At 34.8% G+C, this 20301-nt stretch carries 19 protein-coding genes; 11 read left to right on the forward strand and 8 right to left on the reverse strand.

Annotation, left to right across the window (positions count from 1 at the left end):
- Positions 1 to 11 precede the first annotated feature (11 nt).
- The 5 genes from I5M07_RS04355 to I5M07_RS04375 all read left to right on the forward strand — a co-directional run bounded on the left by I5M07_RS04355 (position 12) and on the right by I5M07_RS04375 (position 4144).
- Entirely contained in the window at positions 12 to 830 is an 819-nt protein-coding gene (locus I5M07_RS04355) for a DUF4249 domain-containing protein (RefSeq protein WP_200104969.1), read from the forward strand.
- A 5-nt stretch (positions 831 to 835) separates the two neighbouring features.
- Positions 836 to 1315 carry a GyrI-like domain-containing protein gene (locus tag I5M07_RS04360; RefSeq protein WP_200104970.1) on the forward strand — a complete coding sequence of 160 codons (480 nt, stop codon included), beginning with the start codon at positions 836 to 838 and terminating at the stop codon, positions 1313 to 1315.
- A gap of 37 nt (positions 1316 to 1352) precedes the next feature.
- Entirely contained in the window at positions 1353 to 2015 is a 663-nt protein-coding gene (locus I5M07_RS04365; protein WP_200104971.1) for a thiamine diphosphokinase, read from the forward strand.
- 105 nt (positions 2016 to 2120) lie between these two features.
- Positions 2121 to 3416 (forward strand): APC family permease, encoded by a 1296-nt coding sequence (locus tag I5M07_RS04370; RefSeq protein WP_200104972.1) that lies wholly within the window; start codon positions 2121 to 2123, stop codon positions 3414 to 3416.
- A gap of 320 nt (positions 3417 to 3736) precedes the next feature.
- The gene (locus tag I5M07_RS04375) at positions 3737 to 4144 is read left to right on the forward strand and encodes a secretion protein (RefSeq protein WP_200104973.1); all 408 of its coding nucleotides are present in this window, start codon (positions 3737 to 3739) and stop codon (positions 4142 to 4144) included.
- 86 nt (positions 4145 to 4230) lie between these two features.
- On the opposite strand, the gene I5M07_RS04380 is transcribed toward I5M07_RS04375, so the two are convergent.
- Both I5M07_RS04380 and I5M07_RS04385 read right to left on the reverse strand, forming a co-directional pair.
- Positions 4231 to 7671, reverse strand: coding sequence for a methylmalonyl-CoA mutase family protein (locus I5M07_RS04380; protein ID WP_200104974.1), 3441 nt, complete (start codon positions 7669 to 7671; stop codon positions 4231 to 4233).
- A 79-nt stretch (positions 7672 to 7750) separates the two neighbouring features.
- Positions 7751 to 8320, reverse strand: coding sequence for a Crp/Fnr family transcriptional regulator (locus I5M07_RS04385; protein WP_200104975.1), 570 nt, complete (start codon positions 8318 to 8320; stop codon positions 7751 to 7753).
- 245 nt (positions 8321 to 8565) lie between these two features.
- Here I5M07_RS04385 and I5M07_RS04390 point away from each other — a divergent pair, with 245 nt between their 5' ends.
- The gene (locus tag I5M07_RS04390; protein ID WP_200104976.1) at positions 8566 to 9669 is read left to right on the forward strand and encodes a pectate lyase family protein; all 1104 of its coding nucleotides are present in this window, start codon (positions 8566 to 8568) and stop codon (positions 9667 to 9669) included.
- Positions 9670 to 9749: 80 nt separating this feature from the next.
- Here I5M07_RS04390 and I5M07_RS04395 read toward each other — a convergent pair whose 3' ends face one another.
- Positions 9750 to 10625 (reverse strand): PPK2 family polyphosphate kinase, encoded by an 876-nt coding sequence (locus I5M07_RS04395; RefSeq protein ID WP_200104977.1) that lies wholly within the window; start codon positions 10623 to 10625, stop codon positions 9750 to 9752.
- A gap of 138 nt (positions 10626 to 10763) precedes the next feature.
- Here I5M07_RS04395 and I5M07_RS04400 point away from each other — a divergent pair, with 138 nt between their 5' ends.
- The gene (locus I5M07_RS04400; RefSeq protein WP_200104978.1) at positions 10764 to 11600 is read left to right on the forward strand and encodes a DUF6929 family protein; all 837 of its coding nucleotides are present in this window, start codon (positions 10764 to 10766) and stop codon (positions 11598 to 11600) included.
- A 70-nt stretch (positions 11601 to 11670) separates the two neighbouring features.
- Here I5M07_RS04400 and I5M07_RS04405 read toward each other — a convergent pair whose 3' ends face one another.
- On the reverse strand, positions 11671 to 12558 hold the full coding sequence (locus tag I5M07_RS04405) for a L,D-transpeptidase (RefSeq protein ID WP_200104979.1): 888 nt from the start codon (positions 12556 to 12558) through the stop codon (positions 11671 to 11673).
- 167 nt (positions 12559 to 12725) lie between these two features.
- Here I5M07_RS04405 and I5M07_RS04410 point away from each other — a divergent pair, with 167 nt between their 5' ends.
- Positions 12726 to 13442 (forward strand): 3-ketoacyl-ACP reductase, encoded by a 717-nt coding sequence (locus I5M07_RS04410; RefSeq protein ID WP_200104980.1) that lies wholly within the window; start codon positions 12726 to 12728, stop codon positions 13440 to 13442.
- A gap of 72 nt (positions 13443 to 13514) precedes the next feature.
- On the opposite strand, the gene mtaB is transcribed toward I5M07_RS04410, so the two are convergent.
- Entirely contained in the window at positions 13515 to 14843 is a 1329-nt protein-coding gene (gene mtaB / locus I5M07_RS04415) for a tRNA (N(6)-L-threonylcarbamoyladenosine(37)-C(2))-methylthiotransferase MtaB (RefSeq protein ID WP_200104981.1), read from the reverse strand.
- 575 nt (positions 14844 to 15418) lie between these two features.
- Between mtaB and I5M07_RS04420 the strand changes: the two genes are divergently transcribed.
- Positions 15419 to 15943, forward strand: a complete 525-nt coding sequence (locus tag I5M07_RS04420) for a hypothetical protein (protein WP_200104982.1) — start codon at positions 15419 to 15421, stop codon at positions 15941 to 15943.
- Positions 15944 to 16057: 114 nt separating this feature from the next.
- On the opposite strand, the gene I5M07_RS04425 is transcribed toward I5M07_RS04420, so the two are convergent.
- A complete protein-coding gene (locus I5M07_RS04425; protein WP_200104983.1) occupies positions 16058 to 16537 on the reverse strand; it encodes a DUF6265 family protein in 480 nt (159 codons plus the stop codon).
- 224 nt (positions 16538 to 16761) lie between these two features.
- Between I5M07_RS04425 and prfA the strand changes: the two genes are divergently transcribed.
- Together prfA and I5M07_RS04435 are read left to right on the forward strand one after the other, a co-directional pair.
- Complete coding sequence (prfA, locus tag I5M07_RS04430; protein ID WP_200104984.1) at positions 16762 to 17838, forward strand: peptide chain release factor 1; 1077 nt, start codon at positions 16762 to 16764, stop codon at positions 17836 to 17838.
- Positions 17839 to 17974: 136 nt separating this feature from the next.
- Positions 17975 to 19306, forward strand: a complete 1332-nt coding sequence (locus I5M07_RS04435) for a DUF5723 family protein (protein WP_200104985.1) — start codon at positions 17975 to 17977, stop codon at positions 19304 to 19306.
- A 253-nt stretch (positions 19307 to 19559) separates the two neighbouring features.
- On the opposite strand, the gene I5M07_RS04440 is transcribed toward I5M07_RS04435, so the two are convergent.
- Together I5M07_RS04440 and I5M07_RS04445 are read right to left on the reverse strand one after the other, a co-directional pair.
- Positions 19560 to 19895, reverse strand: a complete 336-nt coding sequence (locus I5M07_RS04440; protein ID WP_200104986.1) for a hypothetical protein — start codon at positions 19893 to 19895, stop codon at positions 19560 to 19562.
- Between the two features lie 20 nt (positions 19896 to 19915).
- On the reverse strand, positions 19916 to 20275 hold the full coding sequence (locus I5M07_RS04445; RefSeq protein WP_200104987.1) for a phage holin family protein: 360 nt from the start codon (positions 20273 to 20275) through the stop codon (positions 19916 to 19918).
- Positions 20276 to 20301 lie beyond the last annotated feature (26 nt).

Here is a 20301-nt window from a genome sequence, read left to right on the forward strand (position 1 = left end):
TACATAGAAATATGAAAAAAATAACCTTATTACTAACCGTTTTACTTAGTTGCCTTTTTACAAGTTGCGAAGAAGTAATTGATTTAGATTTAGATACTGCTGCACCAAAATTGGTTATAGAAGCCGGAATATATTGGCAAAAAGGCACTCCTGGTAACGAACAATTTGTACAATTAACTACCACTACCGATTATTACAGCCAAACCATTCCTGTAGTTTCGGGTGCAACGGTTTTTATTACCAATAGTACTCAAACCCGATTTAACTTTACCGAAATTCCGAATACAGGGAAATACGTTTGTACCAATTTTCAACCGGTTTTAAACGAAACCTATCAATTGACCATAATGCACGATGGGGAAACCTATACGGCTACAGAAAAGTTACAACCTGTTGCTCCTATCACCCGAATTGAGCAAAATAACGAAGGCGGTTTTACGGGAGATGATATCGAAATAAAAGCTTTTTTTAACGATCCAGCCACCGAAGATAATTTTTACCTTATTCATTACGTGTATTCTAACAAAATAACTTCGAATTATTACACCTTAGAAGACACCTTTTTTCAAGGAAATGAATTTAACAGTACTTCCGACAATGACGATTTGAAAGCGGGAGATAACATAGAAGTGACTCACTTCGGAATTTCAAAACAATATTACGAATACATGTCTATTTTGATAGATGTTGCCGGTGGAAACAATGGTCCTTTTCAGGCGCCACCTGCCACCGTAAGAGGAAATATCATCAATCAAACGCAATTTGACAATTATCCTTTAGGTTATTTTTCTTTGTGTGAAACGGATAACAAAACCTTTACCATTCAATAAAAACTATGGAAGTCCGCATCGAAATTTTACCCGAAACCAATTTAGTAGGTCAACACAAGACCATGACATTTTCTGACCACAATCCATTTGAATTATGGCGTAATTTCATGCCGATAAAGGCGACTATTTCAAATGCCATCAACACTGATTTATATTCAGTTGAAGTATATCCCGAAGATTTCTTCCAAAATTACAGTCCCAACCATCCTTTCGAAAAATGGGCTGCCGTGGCTGTTACTGATTTAGGAACTGTTCCTGAAAGTATGGAAACCATCACTATTCCGAGTAGCCTCTATGCCGTATTTACGCATATTGGCCCACAAGCAGCAGCAGTTAAAACCTATAATTGGATTTTTTCGGAATGGTTACCACAATCCAGTTACGAATTAGACCACAGACCCCATTTTGCTATTATGGGAGAAAAATACAAAAAGGACCAACCCGATTCTGAAGAAGAAATTTGGATTCCGATTCGGACTTTATAAGCTTGTTTTTAGCTAAATTTGTAGACAAACCTTTATTATGTCTTCACACCATATTGTTCGCGACGACCAAGAACCCGCATTAATAATTGCAAACGGAGCAGCTTGCCATCCCGAATTGTTAGGACAGTTGTTAGAATGGTCGCCATTGGTAATCGTACTTGATTCGGCCATAGAGCGCGTTTTAGAATTGGGCATAAAAGTAGATGTTTTATTAGGCGATTTTGATCGTGGTTTTGATCCCGAAATCTATAAAACCACACAATATCCTATCGAAATTGTGCATACGCCCGACCAAGAAAAAACCGATTTAGAAAAAGCCTTCGATTACCTTATTTCCCGAAATATTCCAGCCGTAAATGTTGTTTGGGCTACCGGAAGACGTGCCGACCATACCATTACCAACTTAACCAATATTGTGCGTTACCGTGATCTATTGAAAATTGTAATTCTCGACGACCATTCTAAAATTTTTCTTTTACCTCAAAAATTCGAAAAATGGTACCCCGCAACCACCCCTATTTCGTTAATTCCGATTGGAACTGTTTCCGGAATCTTTTCAAAAAACCTTACCTATTCCTTAGAAAATGATACCTTAACAATGGGATACCGCACCGGTAGCAGCAACAATGTAGCTCAAGACGGCCTGGTAACCATCACCCATACTAAAGGCGACTTGTTATTAATGGAATGTTTTGATTAATGTCGGAGCCGTATCATGGGGCGTTTTTAAAAATAAAATACTACCTTAAAATAAACAACGTAGGAATCAGCAACAATTAACGAATCCATTTGAAAAATCCATACTATGAAAAAAAATGATCAAATTGGACTAAAAGATGCTATTTCTATTGGAATTGGTGGAATGGTTGGTGGCGGAATTTTTGCCGTTTTGGGACTTGCTGTTTCTTTAGCAAAAGGAGGAACTCCAATTGCTTTTTTATTTGCTGGTATAATTGCATTAGTAACGGCTTATTCGTATGCTAAACTTTCAAAAAAATATCCTAATAAAGGCGGAACAGTAGCTTTTGTAAACAAACAATTTGGCAACGGATTATTTTCGGGAGCCATTAATAACCTTCTTTGGGTAAGTTATATTGTCATGCTGGCGTTGTATGCTTCTGCTTTCGGGTCGTATGCGGCGGCACTTTTTTCGATGACTGGTTCCAAAAAATGGGATATTTCTATTTACCAAACCTCGATTTTAATTATAGCCTTGTTAATAAATTATTTCAGTGTTAAATTAGTCAGCACTATCGAATCGGTTTCGGTGGTCATAAAATTATTGATTCTAATTGCGTTTATCGGTGTCGGCTTTTATGGTCTCTCTATAAAACCGGAAAACATTGCTCAATTGTCGCCTGCAAATTGGGAAAATCCCATTTTATTACTTTCGGGCGGGATGGTCATTTTTGTTGCTTATGAAGGTTTTGAATTAATTGCCAATTCCGTTTCTGACTTAAAAGACAGAGAAAAAAACACCGAAAAAGCCTATTTCGGTGCGGTGGGTTTCGTTATTATTCTATATATTTTAATTGCTATTGTTACCGTAGGCGCTTTACCTTTTAAAGAAATTGCTAATGCACAAGATTATGTTTTAGCCAAGGCAGCACAACCAACTCTGGGACAAATTGGTTTTACAATTATTACAATCACAGCTTTAATTTCCACATTTTCTGCCATAAATGCCACGGTATTAGGTAGCGGAAGAGTCAATTACGATATTGCTTTAGATGAAGAACTACCTCAATATTTTTGCCACAAATTATGGGGAAAACCTATTGGATTGTTAGTTACAGCCATTTTATCTATCGCCCTGGTAAATGTATTTAATTTACAAAGCATTTCAACAGCTGGAAGCGCCGGGTTTTTAATGATTTTTGGTATTGTCAACTACATAGGTTTTAAAAAACACCTCGAATTGAATTCGAATAAATGGATACACTTATTAGCAGCTTTTCTTTGTTTTTTAGCCTTTTTCACCTTATTAGTTCAGCAATTCAAAAACAATAGCTTGGGCGTTATCATTTCGGTCGGAATTATTTTATTTTGCTTTTTACTTGAATTTTTTTATAAAAAATACGCAGATAAAAAGGCTATTTAAATCTGATTTTTTTCGAAATTCCTAAAAGTAGACTTTTTTAAAACTATAAACGTATTGCTCCGCTTTTTTGTCGAAATCAAATTAAATAAGAACTCCTAATTACGCCTATTCTCCCTCTTTACCTGCCTTGACAGGTGTTGAATAATTTTTTACCAAATCGTTAATTCAATATTAATTAATCAACAAAACAAACTAAAACGTTTTCTTTATTGCGAATTTAGCACACAAATTTGCAAATTCGCATGTGTTCTTATAGCCACAATCCAACTAATTTAGCAATAGCAAATTAGAACTATTAATTAATTTAAAAATTAAAAGCTATGAAAACGATTTTAAAATTATTAGTGCTTGCAGTTATGTTTACGGGAGTAAATTCGTATGCAATTGAAGGGAATGAAGATTTTAGACTTCATGTAATCAAAAACGAAGGAAAACAAATTTCTTTCTCATTGAACAAGGTAAAAGCCGCCAAAGTCTCAATTTATGAAAAAGACGGAACATTAATTTATTTTGAAAAAATTAAAGGTACAGAAGATGGAATTTTGAGAACTTTTAGCCTTGAAGAATTCCCAGAAGGTGACTACTTGATTGTAGTTGAAAATGAAAACAAAAAATTAACTCATGAAATTTCGGTAACAGATAAAAACACTACTTTGTCTACAACTGCCATTTCAGAAGTTTATAAAAATAATTTGGATGAAAAAAATACTAGCGTTGCTTCACGTTAGTAGTTCTTTTTGAAAAATTTGGTTAAATAGTTAGTAAAGTTTGATTTAGAAAAAGCAGCCTTTGGTTTGGGCTGCTTTTTTTATGCCTACATATTTCGGCGATACATTCCGCCGACTTCAAACATAGATTCGGTAAGTTGTCCTAACGAACAAACTTTACTTGCTTCCATCAAAACCTCAAAAATATTAGCGTTCTGAATGGCTGCATCTTTTAAAAGCTGGAGTTGTTTTGTAGCGGACTCTTGTTGAAGCTGATGCAAATTTCCCAACATAGTCAGTTGGTATTTTTTTTCATTTTCGGTAGCACGAATCACTTCTGTTGGAATTATTGTGGGTGATCCTTTTGAACTCAAGAAAGTATTTACGCCAATAATAGGAAACGCTCCTTCATGCTTTAAGGTCTCGTAATACAAGGATTCTTCCTGAATTTTGGAACGTTGGTACATGGTTTCCATAGCGCCAAGCACGCCGCCTCTTTCGGTAATTCGATCAAATTCTTTTAAAACCGCTTCTTCTACCAAATCGGTTAATTCTTCAATAATAAAAGCCCCTTGAATTGGATTTTCGTTCTGTGTGAGTCCAAACTCTTTATTAATAATCAATTGAATTGCCATCGCGCGTCTAACCGAGGCCTCAGTTGGTGTGGTAATGGCTTCGTCGTATGCATTGGTATGAAGCGAATTACAATTGTCATAAATAGCATAAAGCGCTTGTAAGGTGGTTCGAATATCATTAAAATCTATTTCTTGTGCGTGTAAGGAACGTCCCGAAGTTTGAATATGATATTTCAACAATTGCGCTCTTTCGTTGGCTTGGTATTTGTTTTTTAATGCTTTAGCCCAAATACGGCGGGCAACTCTACCAATAACAGCGTATTCGGGGTCGATTCCATTTGAAAAGAAAAACGATAAATTAGGGCCAAAATCATCAATATGCATGCCCCTACTCAAAAAATATTCGACATAAGTGAAACCGTTTGACAAAGTAAAAGCCAATTGCGTAATAGGATTGGCGCCTGCTTCGGCAATATGATAACCCGAAATTGATACCGAATAAAAATTACGAATCTTATTTTGAATGAAATATTCTTGCACGTCGCCCATCAATCGAAGAGCAAATTCGGTTGAAAAAATACAGGTGTTTTGTGCTTGATCTTCTTTTAAAATATCCGCCTGAACGGTTCCGCGCACCAGCGTTAAAGTATGTCTTTTAATTTTGTTGTAAACCGATGATGGCAAAACTTGGTCACCTGTTACACCCAACAAAAACAACCCCAAACCATCATTCCCTTCTGGTAAATCGCCTTGGTAACGTGGTCGCTCAATGCCCTTTTGCTTAAATATTTTTGCGATTATTGCTTCTATTTCCTGCTCCAAATTATGGCTTTTGATATACAATTCGCATTGCTGATCAATGGCGGCATTCATAAAAAAAGCGAGCAACATGGGAGCTGGACCATTTATCGTCATGCTCACCGAAGTAAGCGGATCAGTTAAATTAAAACCCGAATACACTTTTTTAGCATCATCCAAACAACAAATAGAAACACCAGCATTTCCAATTTTTCCATAAATATCAGGTCGTAAATTAGGATCGCTTCCGTACAAAGTCACGCTATCAAAAGCAGTTGAAAGCCGTTTAGCAGGAATACCTTTGCTTAAATAATGTAACCGTTTGTTGGTTCGCTCTGGCCCACCCTCGCCTGCAAACATTCGAGACGGATCTTCACCTTCGCGTTTAAAAGGGTACAACCCTGAAGTAAAAGGAAATTTACCCGGAACATTTTCTTGCAGACTCCAGCGCAAAATATCGCCCCACGCTTGGTATTTGGGTAAGGCAATTTTAGGTATTTGCAAATGCGATAAACTCTCGATATGGGTGTTAATATTGATTTCTTTGTCACGAACCTTAAAGTGGTAAACGGGATTTTTATAAGTATCGATTTTTTCATTCCAACCCAAAATCAATTCCCAATTTGCAGAATCTAATTCTTTTTTTACCTTATCAAATTGATTTAAAAGTAAATTCAAGAAAATCCGGTTTTCGTCTTCGCCTTCAATTGCACTTTTATATACTGTACTTTCTACAATTCCATTAGCATCTATTAGAGCTTCTTTCCCCGAAACCGATTCAATGGTTTTAAAAATTCCGTATAATTTTTGGGCAATTTCTTTTTGCGAAATTACTTTGCTATCATATAAACGATTGCTCTCCGAAATTTCGGAAAGATAGCGGTTTCGTTGTGGCGGAATTATTTCTGCTTTTTGGCTTATTGCATTAGAAACTACAAAAGTAGATTGCCAATCAAGGTTTGCTTTTTTAAAAAGTATATCGAGAAGCGCTTTATACAAAGTATTCATTCCGAAATCATTAAACTGCGAAGCAATAGTACCAAAAACAGGCAAATCATCGCTCTTCACCTCCCATAATTGATGGTTGCGTTGGTATTGTTTTTTGACATCTCGAAGAGCATCCAAAGCACCACGTTTATCAAATTTATTGAGTACAACCAAATCGGCAAAATCCAACATGTCAATTTTTTCTAATTGCGTGGCTGCACCAAATTCTGGAGTCATTACATACATGGCCACATCCGAATGTGCTGTTATTTCAGTGTCTGATTGACCAATTCCGGAAGTTTCTAGAATTATCAAGTCAAATTTTGCGGCTTTTACAATAGCAATTGCTTCGGCTACATGTTGCGACAAACTCAAATGTGATTGCCTAGTTGCCAACGAACGCATATAAACATTGGAATTATGGATTGAATTCATGCGTATACGATCGCCCAATAAAGCACCACCCGTTTTTCGCTTGGAAGGATCTACCGAAATAATGGCAAGTTTTTTATCCGAAAAATCAATTAAAAACCGACGTACAAGTTCATCAATAAGAGATGATTTTCCGGCTCCTCCGGTTCCAGTTATTCCTAAAACCGGAATGGCAGTGTGTCCTATTTTATGGTGAATTGTTTCTAAAACAGATTTTGATTTTTCTGGGAAATTTTCGGCTGCCGAAATCAATCGGGCGATTACAGCATCTTTTTTCCGAGTTAATTCGTTTAAATCAAAATTCAAATCTTCGCCAATTGGAAAATCAGATTGTTGAATCAAATCGTTAATCATTCCTTGCAAACCCATTTCTCGTCCATCATCAGGCGAGTAAATTTTGGCAATACCATATTCTTGTAATTCTTCAATTTCAGTAGGTAAAATCACGCCGCCTCCACCAGCAAAAATCTTGATATGTCCCGCATTTTTTGCTTGCAACAAATCGTACATGTATTTAAAATATTCGATATGCCCACCTTGATAAGAAGTCATGGCAATGGCATTAACATCTTCTTGAATGGCCGTAGTAACCACTTCTTCAACGCTGCGATTGTGCCCCAAATGAATGACTTCTACACCACTTGCTTGAATGATACGACGCATGATATTAATGGCGGCATCATGTCCGTCAAAAAGTGAAGCTGCTGTAACAATTCTTACTTTATTTTTAGGAATATACGGAATTAGCGATTTCATTTTATAAAATTATCAATTAAACATTTCTAATTTACGAATTTTATAAAAGCAGACCGAATTTAGATAACAGTAATACGTTTTAAAAAGTTTTTTTGATTTTGGATAAAAACTCGTGCGAAACTCCCAAATAAGAAGACAAATTTTTATTGTTTATTTTATGAGTGTTATGCGGATATTTATTTACAAAATCAAGATAACGTTGTTTGGTAGTTTTATTTAAAACATCAATCAATCTTTGCTGAATGTTTATAGTAGTATTTTCTACTAAAAAAATATGAAACTGCAACAATTGCGGAATTTCTTTAAACAATTGCGCTTTATTGGCTTTACTAATCACCAACAATTCACTATCAACTAATGCCTTTACATTAAACCTACTGGGTTTTTGATGGTAATAACTTTCGATATCACAAATCCATTCTTCGTCAAATACAAATGAAAACACACTTTCGGAACCATTTTCATTGGCAATAAAAACCTTAAACAACCCCTTCAGAACAAATGCTTCGTATTTGCAGTTGCAATCCTGAATTTGTAAGAATTGATTTTTTTTAAGTTTTATAAATTCTGTTTTTTCAACAATTTTTTCCCATTCTTCTTCTGTAAGAGTTATTTTACGCAGAAGATTTTTTCTTAAAAGTTCATACATACATTTATTGTTTTACACCAATACCCAATAAACAGTGGATATTCTCAAAATTTTCAAGTCCTTTTCTCAATATGTAATCGATTACGTAAAAATATTAAAATTACATTATACTCAAACACAATATGTTAAAAAAATTAAATATTAAAAAATATCACTAAAAAATTGAACTTGTTCAATTTTTTTAAAGGATTTATTACACAAATTTGTCCTCAATAAATCAACTTTAACCAAACAATTTTTTAACAATGAAAATGAAAAACAAATTAAAATTTTTTGCTTTAGCTTTGGTACTAAGCTTTGCGAATTGCACCACCGAAGATGCTGCCGTAGAACAATCGGGAACAACTGCTGTTTCCGAAAATAGTACCGCAAATGTAACCGCAAAAGTTGGCGACTGTTCACAAGTTCCGGGATGGGCTTCGCAAAATGGCGGAACAAAAGGAGGTGGAACCGCTACTGAGACCGCTGTAAGCACTTATGCTCAACTAAAATCGGCTATAGAAAATACCTCTGTAAAAGTGATTAAAGTTTCGGGAACCATTACGGTTTCGGCTCGTATTTCTTTTCAAAATCAAAGCGGAAAAACCATTTATGGTGTCAAAGGAGCTAAATTGGTTTCTACCAATCAAACCAAAGATGGTTCTGGAATTATTTATTTTAAAAACTGTAAAAACTTAATTATCCGAAATTTGATTTTTGAAGGACCAGGCGCTTATGACACCGATGGTTGGGACAATGCTACCTTAGACAATTGTCAAAATGTTTGGGTAGACCATTGCGAATTTAGAGATGGTGTAGACGGAAATTTCGATATTAAAAACAAATCGAATTACGTGACCGTTTCGTATACTAAATTCACTTATTTAAAAGCACCTAAAGCAGGTGGTTCGGGCGGATCTGATGACCACCGTTATTCAAATCTAATTGGTTCTAGCGATAGCGCAACCGGAGACCGTGGTACTTTTAAAATTACTTTTGCACGTTGTTGGTGGGCAAGCGGTTGTAGAGAAAGAATGCCTAGAGTTCGCTTTGGACAAGTTCACATCATCAACAGCTATTTTAACAGTACCGTGAGCAACAAATGCATCTCGGCTGGTTTAGAAGCTAACATTCGCGTTGACAACAATGTTTTTGAAGGAGTTAAAAATCCGATTGATTTGTTAAGCGGTTATACTGCGGTAACGGCGACTGGAAATATCTTCACCTCAACTTCTGGAAATACAGCTGGTAAAAACACCGCGTTTAAACCACCTTACAGCATTGTTACCTTGGCTGCTTCGGCTGTGAAAGCCGATATTACAGCTGGAGCCGGAGCTACTTTCTCTGGAAATACCTGCGGTTCGTTTTAATCGGAACTAAAAAGAGAAACGTCTTAAAGTGGATAGCTAAATTCCCTTTAAGACGTTTTTTATTTTATAATTTTTTTAATTTATCCTAACAACTCTTTTTTATAAACTTCAAAATCGTCTTTAATTTTAGGATCTAATTCTGGGACTTTTATATCGTGGTATTTTTGCAGTTCTTCCCAAATAATTTTGGCTACAATAAAACGTGCCATATCCTTATCATCGGCTGGAACTATAAACCAGGGAGCCTCTTTTTTAGACGTTTTGCTTATAGCTTCTTCGTAGTACTTCATGTATTCTTCCCAGTGCTCTCGCTCTTTTAAATCGCCTGGTGAAAATTTCCAATTATGCTTTTCTTCTTCTAAACGCCGCAACAAACGCCTCGCCTGTTCTTCTTTACTTAAATGCAAATAAAATTTTAAAACAATCGTGCCATTTTCAACAATATGTTCTTCAAAATGATTGATTTGTTTCATGCGTTTTTTCCAAAAATTTTCCGGAATATCTTCAACCGAATTGATATGAGGCAAATTTTCGTTTAAAATATAGTCCGGATGCACGCGCGTTACCAATACATTTTCGTAATGCGTTTGATTAAATATGGCAAATTTCCCTTTTTCGGGCAATGCAATATAATGCCTCCATAAATAATCATGTTCTAACTCGGTTGAATTTGGTGTTTTAAAACTATGCACGACTACACCACGCGAATTAAATTCTTTAAAAACTTCCCGAATTAAACTGTCTTTCCCCGAGGTATCCATTCCTTGCAAACAAATTAAAACGCCATACCGATTATGGGCATACATTGTATCTTGCAAATCGCTTAATTTTTCTCGGATATCATCTAATTTATCTTCTTTTTCATCGTCGGAAGCCTTTACATCCAAGAGCGTGGGAAAATCAGGGAGTTTTATTTTTCCCGAAACTTTAAAATCTTTTGGCTTTATCGATTTCATATACCTTGCATTAAAATTCTCTTAAATATAATATTTTAAAAACAATTATCGAAAGTGTGCTGCGCAAAAAGCCATCCGAATACTTTTAAATTAAAAAGTTTTCGCATTAAAACTTATCTTCGCTAAAAATTGATTCAAATGGAAAAATTCACTTTAGAAATTTTATTTCATATTATCGGAATTGGAGCTGCTTCCGGTCTTTTTTACCAAGATAATTCGCTTTATATGATTGGCGATAATAGCGGTTTTTTATACGAATACAGTATAAATTCAAAAGAATTAAACAAATATCCTTTGATTGAAAATCCGCTAGAAAGCACGCCGAAAAAAGAAAAATCCGATTTAGAATCCTTAACTTGTTTTAAAGATACTCTATTTGTTTTTGGATCGGGATCTACTCCAAATCGCAATAAAATGATTGCTTTTGATTTGCCATCGAAAAAGAAAATTCAGAATAATGATTTAACCTATTTGTATGCTTTAATGCAACAATTTTCGGAAATAAAACCCGAAGATTTTAATATTGAAGGTGCTATTTTTGAAGGCGAAAATTGGTATTTATTTAATCGAGGAAATGGCTTGAGTAATAAAAACACCATTTTTACCATTCATGCTACGGATTTATCAAAAGAATTAGCAATTGTGGCCACACCATATAAATTACCAAAAATCAAAGGTATTCGAGCCAGTTTTACCGATGCCGTTTTGGTTGAGGATGCCATTTATTTTTTAGCCACAGTTGAAAATACAAAATCAACTTATTTAGATGGCGAAATTTTAGGAAGTTTCATAGGTAAAATGGATGTTGCCGAAATGAAAATTAGAAGTACTCAAAAAATAAGTAATTCGCAAAAATTTGAAGGTATCACTTTGTACGAAAAAAACAAAGACCACATTAGTTTTTTACTCTGCGAAGACAAAGATGATAATTTACAGGAATCAACAATCTACAAACTGAATTTACCCCTAAAATAAAGTTCCACTAAACTAGCAACCGAATTGTTCAAGTTTAGTGGAACCGCCCCAAAAATAGTATTGCAAAAACCTACAATTGCAATCTAATATTTTCACTGTTTTTTTGTTCTTTCAATATTTCGTTTACGTGTGGCTCAAGTAAACCAGCCAATTCATTTTCAGAAATTTCTAAAGCATCGGGTTTTGTGATTAATTTTGCCCAAGGTTTTGGCGCATCAAAATCATAACTTCCATAAACCAATACGGGAGTTCCTTTGGCTTTTACAGTTTCTTTATCAGCTAAAACCCATTGCTCGGCCCAATCGTATAAATAACGTGCATCTTTTTCTTGTAAACGCAAACACGAATGCGATGCTGGATAACCTGGTAAAATATATTCGTGAAAACCCACACCTAATTTATTTTCGATGTTAAAATTCCATTTTAAATCCCATTCATCATTAAACGTACTGGTAGTTTCTTCAGCTTTCCAGTTGGTATAAAAAAGTCCCGTTGGAGTTGGATCTTTTTTTCGCCCCATATTAGTGGGTCCGGTATAAACCATCGTACCATTTTTATATGCCGCAAATGTTTGCGTTGGATATGAAAAAATAATGATTTTCGAAATCTTTTTAATGGCTTCAATTTGCAAAGGAAAAGGCAAATAATCTTCTACTTTGTTGTCAAAAGTGTTGGGTACTATAATGGAATCGATTTTACCAACACTGGCTTTGTCTGTTCTGTTTACAGCCAAAACAATTTGCATTTTTAGCGAATCGGTTTTGTTTTCTTGCAACCATTTTTTGGAAGATTCTAAATTATATTCAATTCCTTTGGCTTTATCTCTATGAACAATTTTGATAGTATCTTCTTGTATTTCATTTTGCGAATCGGTTTGTTTTTGAGTGTCATTATTTTTACAACAAACAACGCTCATAAGAACGGTAAGCGATAAAAATAGTAGTGTTATTCTTTTCATAAATGTGAAATTTTATATTACAAATGTGCGACATCAGTAGAAAGATGTCGTTACAGAATTTTACAGAATCTTTATCAAATTTTAATATTTAGCTTTTTTTTAAAATCTGCGATCATAAATCTTACCGCCAAAACCGTATTTTTGTTCTACTTCTAAAAAAAACTACAATGATTGACTTAAAAAACAAAACTGCCTTAATTACCGGAGCAGGAAAAGGAATTGGTAAAGCCACTGCTATTGCTTTGGCTAAAGAAGGTGTTACTATTATTTTGATGGCTCGTACCCAAAAAGATATTGATGCAGTGGCTCAAGAAATTAATTCGTTGGGGGTAAAAACACTTGCCATTACCGCTGATGTTTCGAATATGCAATCGGTTAACGAAGCGGTTGCTCAAGCGTTGACTTCTTTTGAAAACATTGACATTTTAATAAACAATGCCGGAATTGCTGCTTTTGGAAAATTCCTTGAAATGGAACCAACTGATTGGGAGAAAATTATTCAGGTAAATTTAATGGGGACCTATTATGTTACCCGTGCGGTTTTGCCAACTATGATTGAAAAACAATCGGGAGATATTATCAATATTTCTTCTACTGCGGGACAAAGAGGAAATGCCTTGACTAGTGCTTATAGTGCTTCTAAATTTGCTGTTTTGGGTTTAACCGAATCGCTAATGCAAGAAGTTAGAAAACACAATATTCGGGTTACGGCTTTAACTCCGAGTACCGCCGCAACTGATATGGCTATCGAATTAAAATTAACCGATGGAAATCCAGAAAAAGTAATGCAGGCCGAAGATATTGCCGAATTGATTGTTTTACAACTTAAATTGAACCGCAGGGTTTTTATTAAAGAATCGGGAATTTGGTCAACAAATCCATAAATCTAAACTGCATATAAAACAACAAAACCCCATAAAAATGGGGTTTTGTTGTTTATTTATAAGATTTTCAAACTAAACCAGTTCCTTCAAAAATTCCATACGAACACTTCCGTCTTCATCAATTTTAGTTAAATTAACTTGTTGTAGCGTATTAACCAATTCGGGGTTCCATGGTGTTTTTACTTTTACATAATTTTCGGTAAAACCATGAATATAACCTTCTTTATTTTCACTTTCAAAAAGAACAGTGCGATTGGTGTTTAACTGACTTTCGTAAAAAGCTCGGCGTTTTTTTACAGATAATCCTCGCAGCATTTTGCTTCTTTTAGCACGTACATTCGTTGGGACTACACCATCTAAATGAATGGCTTCGGTATTATCTCTTTCGGAATAGGTAAAAACGTGCAAATACGAAATATCCAAATCATTTAAAAAATGATAGGTTTCTAAAAAATGCTCGTCAGTCTCGCCTGGAAAACCAACAATTACGTCAACACCAATACAAGCATGTGGCATTACTTCACGAATTTTAGAAACACGCTCGGTATACACTTCGCGTAAGTAACGGCGTTTCATTAATTTTAAAATGTCATTACTTCCTGATTGCAACGGAATATGAAAATGCGGTACAAAAGTGCGACTTTGCGATACAAATTCGATAGTTTCGTTTTTAAGTAAATTCGGTTCGATTGAGGAAATTCGTAAACGCTCAATTCCTTCAACTTCATCCAAGGCTTTTACCAAGTCCAAAAAAGTATGTTCGTGTTTTTTATTTCCGAATTCTCCCTTTCCGTAATCGCCAATATTTACTCCGGTTAAAACAATTTCTTTGATATCTTGAGCCGAAATTTCTTGCGCATTTTTAAGCACATTTTCTAAAGCATCACTTCTCGAAATTCCTCTCGCCAGCGGAATCGTACAATAGGTACATTTATAATCGCAACCATCTTGTACTTTCAAAAAAGCACGGGTCCTGTCGCCTATCGAATAACTTCCTACGTAAAAATCGGCTTCGGCAATTTCGCAGGAATGCACCTCACCCATATCGTTTTTACTTAAATCGGTAATATAATCGGTAATTTTAAACTTTTCGGTGGCACCCAAAACCAAGTCAACACCATCTACCTGCGCCAATTCTTCGGGCTTTAACTGTGCATAACAGCCAACAGCCGCTACAAAAGCTTTCTCGTTGCGTTTCATTGCTTTTTTTACAATTTGCTTGAATTGCTTATCGGCATTATCGGTAACGGAGCAAGTATTGATGACATAAATATCGGCCACATCTTCAAAATCAACACGATCAAAACCTTCGTCTTGAAAGTTTCGCGCAATGGTAGAGGTTTCTGAAAAATTCAGTTTACATCCGAGCGTATAAAAGGCAACTTTTTTCTTATTTTCCATAGGAAGAAACTACAAGCCAATGTAGTTTGGGTTTTTAAATTTTCTTCAATTGTAAAGAGTTTGCAAATTTACATACAATATTTTTTAAAATAAAATCATTACTATCCTGAATACCAATATTTTGCAAGCTATTAACATTTTAAAACCAATCAAAATAGAAGAATTACAAGAATATTAGAGCCTTTTCCTTTCCTAAAAACAAAGCAAATATTAAAAAATGCTATAAAAGATTTAAAAATTACAATTTGTTTGCACGTTAGCCCATTTAATAATGAGATTTTAAAAAATAGTTTCTTTTTCCTAAATCGTTTTTATCTCCTAAAAATAAACTGTAATTTCACGTTTTACGAAATCTTTTGGTTTCTAAAAGCTAATTAAAACAGGATGACAACTTTATCGATTATAAAATTTCAATTGATAGCTATAACTGCTATTTAATTGGCTTTTTTTAGTTTGAATCAAATAGAAATTACAACATTTTTCCATTCGTTTCGTTAGTTAAAGATTAGAAATTGTATAAACCTGGAGAAGCCGAAAACCATACAGAGTAGGCAATATTATAAAATACTAAATTTATGAGATTTTTTTACCCCACAATCTTGTTATTTTTCCTCACGCTTGGGATTACAAAAGCGCAAAGTAGCTCAACAACAAATAGCAACCCTTTTCCAACCATCAGTACCTTGACCGAATGGGCCAGTTACAATTCGCAAACCAAATTTGATATTGCGGTTCGTGGTTTATTAGGATTTAAGTTTGAAGAAAAAGAAGGTGACGATGCCTCAACGGCCTATACTTACATCCGAAAAGTAGTGGTAAACAACATTTCGTATACCGATCGTATTGTGTACCGAATTACCAACGATAACTCGGCCAGTATCATTTCCTTAGTTACTGCCTCTACCGATTTAGTAAGCTTTTATTCGCCACAATTAGCGGGTTACAAACGCTTAAACTGCTCCACTCCCATGTCTAAAGAAAAAAATACGACGTGCAGTTGTTACGAAAACACCGGATTTTCTATCGATGTTTGCGATGAACGCGTAAAACTAACAATGGGCGATGGAAATAAATATTTTATCTCGGTTGCTAAAAAATAAATCCCTCAATTTTACCCAAAAAAAGATCGTAAAAGTCTCCCTTTGTACACCTACCAAAAACATTTTACCTACTAACCATTTGTTTTGGCAAAATTTACAATCATAAAGGGAGGCTTATTTTTTTATCATAGCGTATTTTTCGGAACTTAGTTTTCCGGCTTGTAAACCTGAAATAGTCGCTTCTAAATTGGCTTTTCCTTTTTTAGTATAGGCTATTTTTTGAGGGTAATCGTGTTTAGGATTTTCAAAAATCAGGGCATTTTCCGATTCCGATTTCAATACAAAATCTACCGGTTTATCTTCATTTTGCCCTTTTACCGTGGCACGATAATACAAACTATCACCTTTTTGAAAAAGCGAAACCGTTTCGGAATGAATGGTGTCTTTGGTTAAATTCACAAAATAAGAAGTCGCTGTAAACGTACTGTCGTTTACTTTTTGCCACGATTCGGTTAAAGTACCAAACTCCGATTTACTTTCCCAATTACCTACCAGCCACGAAGCTTTTTGCACTTTATTTTCGCTACCACTATTGTTTTTTTGACAAGCGCATAGCAAACTAAAAATCATAAAAAAAGGTACCGATTTTTTCATAATGAAAGAGACTTTAAAAATGCATAAAAATTTCGGCAAATGTAAAAAAAATCTCAATAGTTTAACTACTCATTAACAAAAGTTGAGACCTATTACAATCTATTCATTTACAAAAACTTACATAAAAAAAATAAAAAAGGAAGTTACAAATCGGTGCAAAAGAAATCAAGTCTTTACTTTCAATAAAAATTTTGTAATTTTGCACTCCATAAAAGGAGAAAAAAATGTTAGATAGACTTCAAATAGTAAAACAACGTTTCGACGAAATCTCGGATTTAATCATCCAACCCGACGTGATTTCGGATCAAAAACGATATGTACAATTAAATCAAGAATATAAAAACTTAAAAGCATTGGCTGAAAAGCGTGATGAATATGTGCTTTTAATGGCCAATATTGATGAAGCCAACGAAATCATTGCTGATGGTAGCGATGCCGATATGGTAGAAATGGCCAAAATGCAGTTGGACGAATCAAAAGAAAGATTGCCTGAATTAGAAGATGAAATCAAATTCATGCTGATACCAAAAGATCCCGAAGATGCCAAAAACGTTATGGTGGAAATTAGAGCTGGTACCGGAGGTGATGAAGCCAGTATTTTTGCGGGAGATTTATTCCGAATGTATACCAAATATTGCGAATCGAAAGGATGGAGAACTTCGGTTGTAGACATGAACGAAGGAACTTCGGGCGGATTTAAAGAGGTGATTTTTGAAGTTACGGGAGAAGATGTTTATGGCACTCTAAAATTTGAAGCAGGCGTTCACCGTGTGCAGCGTGTCCCTCAAACCGAAACACAAGGACGTGTACACACATCGGCCGCTACTGTAATGGTTTTGCCAGAAGCCGAAGAATTTGATGTGCAAATTGACATGAATGATGTACGTATTGATTTGTTTTGTTCTTCGGGACCAGGTGGACAATCGGTAAACACGACTAAATCGGCGGTTCGTTTAACGCATATTCCTACTGGTTTGGTGGCGCAATGCCAAGATCAAAAATCGCAACATAAAAATAAAGACAAAGCTTTAGAAGTTTTACGTTCTCGTTTATACGAACAAGAATTGGCTAAAAAACAAGCCGAAGATGCTTCTAAACGTTCTTCGCAAGTGAGTTCGGGTGACCGTTCGGCCAAAATTCGTACTTACAATTATGCACAAGGACGTGTAACCGATCACCGAATTGGATTGACTTTATACGATTTGGGAAATATTGTAAATGGCGATATTCAAAAAATTGTAGACGAATTACAATTGGTAAATAATACCGAAAAATTAAAAGAAGCTAGCGAAGTATTTTAATACGCAACACTTTATTTAAACCTATAAAAAACTTAACTTATTCATTTTTAGTTAGGTTTTTTTTTATGTCTTTTATTACCACATTTGCTTTATATTCTTTAACAAGAAAAGAAATTTACAAACCAATCCCTATTTTATGAAAAAAACATTACTCGTAGGCTGTCTTTTGGGCAGTTTTTTTACTACCAAAGCACAATCGTATTTTGGGTTTCGAGACGACAGTTATGCCGGAATTCAATCGGTTTTATTTAATCCTTCGGCGGTAGTCGATTCAAAATACAAAATAGATATTACGCTATTTTCGGTTGGTTCTTCGGGTCAAAACGATTTGTATGGAGTTCAATTTACTGATGTTGTTAGTGGCGATTTTGATTTTGATACACAAGCCAGTAAAACCATCAAAAATAACAATCGAGGAAATGCCAATGTAGACATTCTAGGTCCTTCGGTATTATTTAATATTACGCCACAACATAGTGTTGCGCTTTTTTCGAGAGTGAGAAGCATAACCAATTTGATTGACATCAACGGAGAACTTATTGATGAACTGGAAAAAGACATCGACGATTCGAATAGTTTTTTAATTACAGGTGGTAACCCAAATGCCGTTTCGAATTCTTGGGCAGAAATTGGAGCGAGTTATGGAACCATTTTATTGGACAGAGACGAACATTTTGTGAAAGCGGGAATTACATTAAAATATTTAATGGCCGGAATTAACGGATACATTCAGGGAAAAGATTTGAGGATTGCCTTTACAAAATCGGAACTAAATCCAGAGCAAAGTACGTTTTATTCAACGGGAAATTTAACAACTTCGGCAAGCTACGATTATGAGAATGATGAAGATCCAACTTTTGACACCACATCGGCTGGATTAGGAATTGACTTGGGTTTTACTTATGAATACAGGACCAATTGCCACACCTGTCAAGGAAACCGTTATAAATTTAAAGCTGCAGCTTCGATTACTGATATTGGAAAAATAAATTATAAAAATGCCATCGAAAACACCTATAATTTAACGGGTCAAGTGACGCAAGAAGATATTGATAATGCCGATGATATTTTCGAATTTTTTGATAACTATTATACCAAAACCAGTACTCGAAAGGGAATTAAAGCCAATTTGCCAACCGCCTTGCACACCAATTTTGACTGGAACATTAATAATAAGTTTTATTTGAATTTAAGCAGCGATTTTAGCTTGGTAAATGTCAAAAAACTAAATGCTACTGCTATCACTAATTCGGCTAGCTTAACTCCTCGATTTGAAATTCGTCAATTTAGTTTTTACATTCCCCTTACATGGATGGAATACAGCGGAACGCAAGTAGGAACAGGATTTAGAGCCGGGCCTTTGTTTATTGGGTCTGGATCAATAGTATCTAATTTGCTTTCGAATAATTCCAAAGCTACCGATGTGTACGTTGGATTAAAAATTCCAGTTTATCAAAATTATAAATAATAAAAAAGAGGCATTTTTTAAATTAAAAATGCCTCTTTTTGTACAAATACGTATTGATTTTATATAATGGGTACTAACACTCCAACCGTTTCCTAGACAACGTATGGAAAGAATTATATACCTAAAAAAACTCTAGTGACTTCAAAAAAGTTAAAATAATTTGAATATATAGCGATGCCACTTTTAATAACTATTTGGTTTATTTTTTTCATGACAGTTGTTTTAAAATTTATAAGTAGCTTTTACATTACAATTAATTTTCGACCGCTGTTTTCTTGGTCAAAAAATTAGTTAAGCCTAATTGCAACATGTTTCCAAAAAAGCGTTTAACTTTGCTATCGGTTTTACCGACTACAATTTTTTTGGTTAAATAAGCCGTTCCAATACTAAACAAAGTACTAAAAAGGTCTTTTTTATCTTGTGTATTTACCTTAAAGTTGCCTAATGTTTTTTTAATAAAATGCATGGGTTTAAGGCTTTCTTTAGTTAAATCTATCTGATCTTTTAATTCTTGCCATTCTTGTTTTTGGCGCAATTCTAAAAGCTTGATGTCGATATTTAAATCGTCTATGGAATAATTTGGTCTCATAATCATTTTGTTTAGTTGCGTTATGCGTTGTCTTCGTCTTCCTTCAATAAAATAGATAAAATAAGTTGCCCAATTGGTTTTCTTAACCAAGATCTTCTATTCATAGCAAGCAAAAGGGTTATCAAAAAATAAAAACCTCCAACAATAAAAAAGCCGTAATATGAGGCTCCCAATTGTTCCCCAATCCATAAACTCAATCCAATATTTAAAAAGAAACCAAAAAACACTACAAGAACACCAATGGCAATATGAGAAGTCAACGTTGACAAAGCGTCAGCCGTCTTCGATACTGTTTTAAGTTTGATAATCTCAAAACTCGTTTTAGCATATGTTTCTGCCTTGTCAAAAAGCATTTCGGTTCTTGAAGTGTTAGTTTCCATTTGGTTGCATTTTAAGGTTTCTTATT

The organism is Flavobacterium agrisoli, from assembly GCF_016522065.1.
Classification (GTDB): domain Bacteria; phylum Bacteroidota; class Bacteroidia; order Flavobacteriales; family Flavobacteriaceae; genus Flavobacterium; species Flavobacterium agrisoli.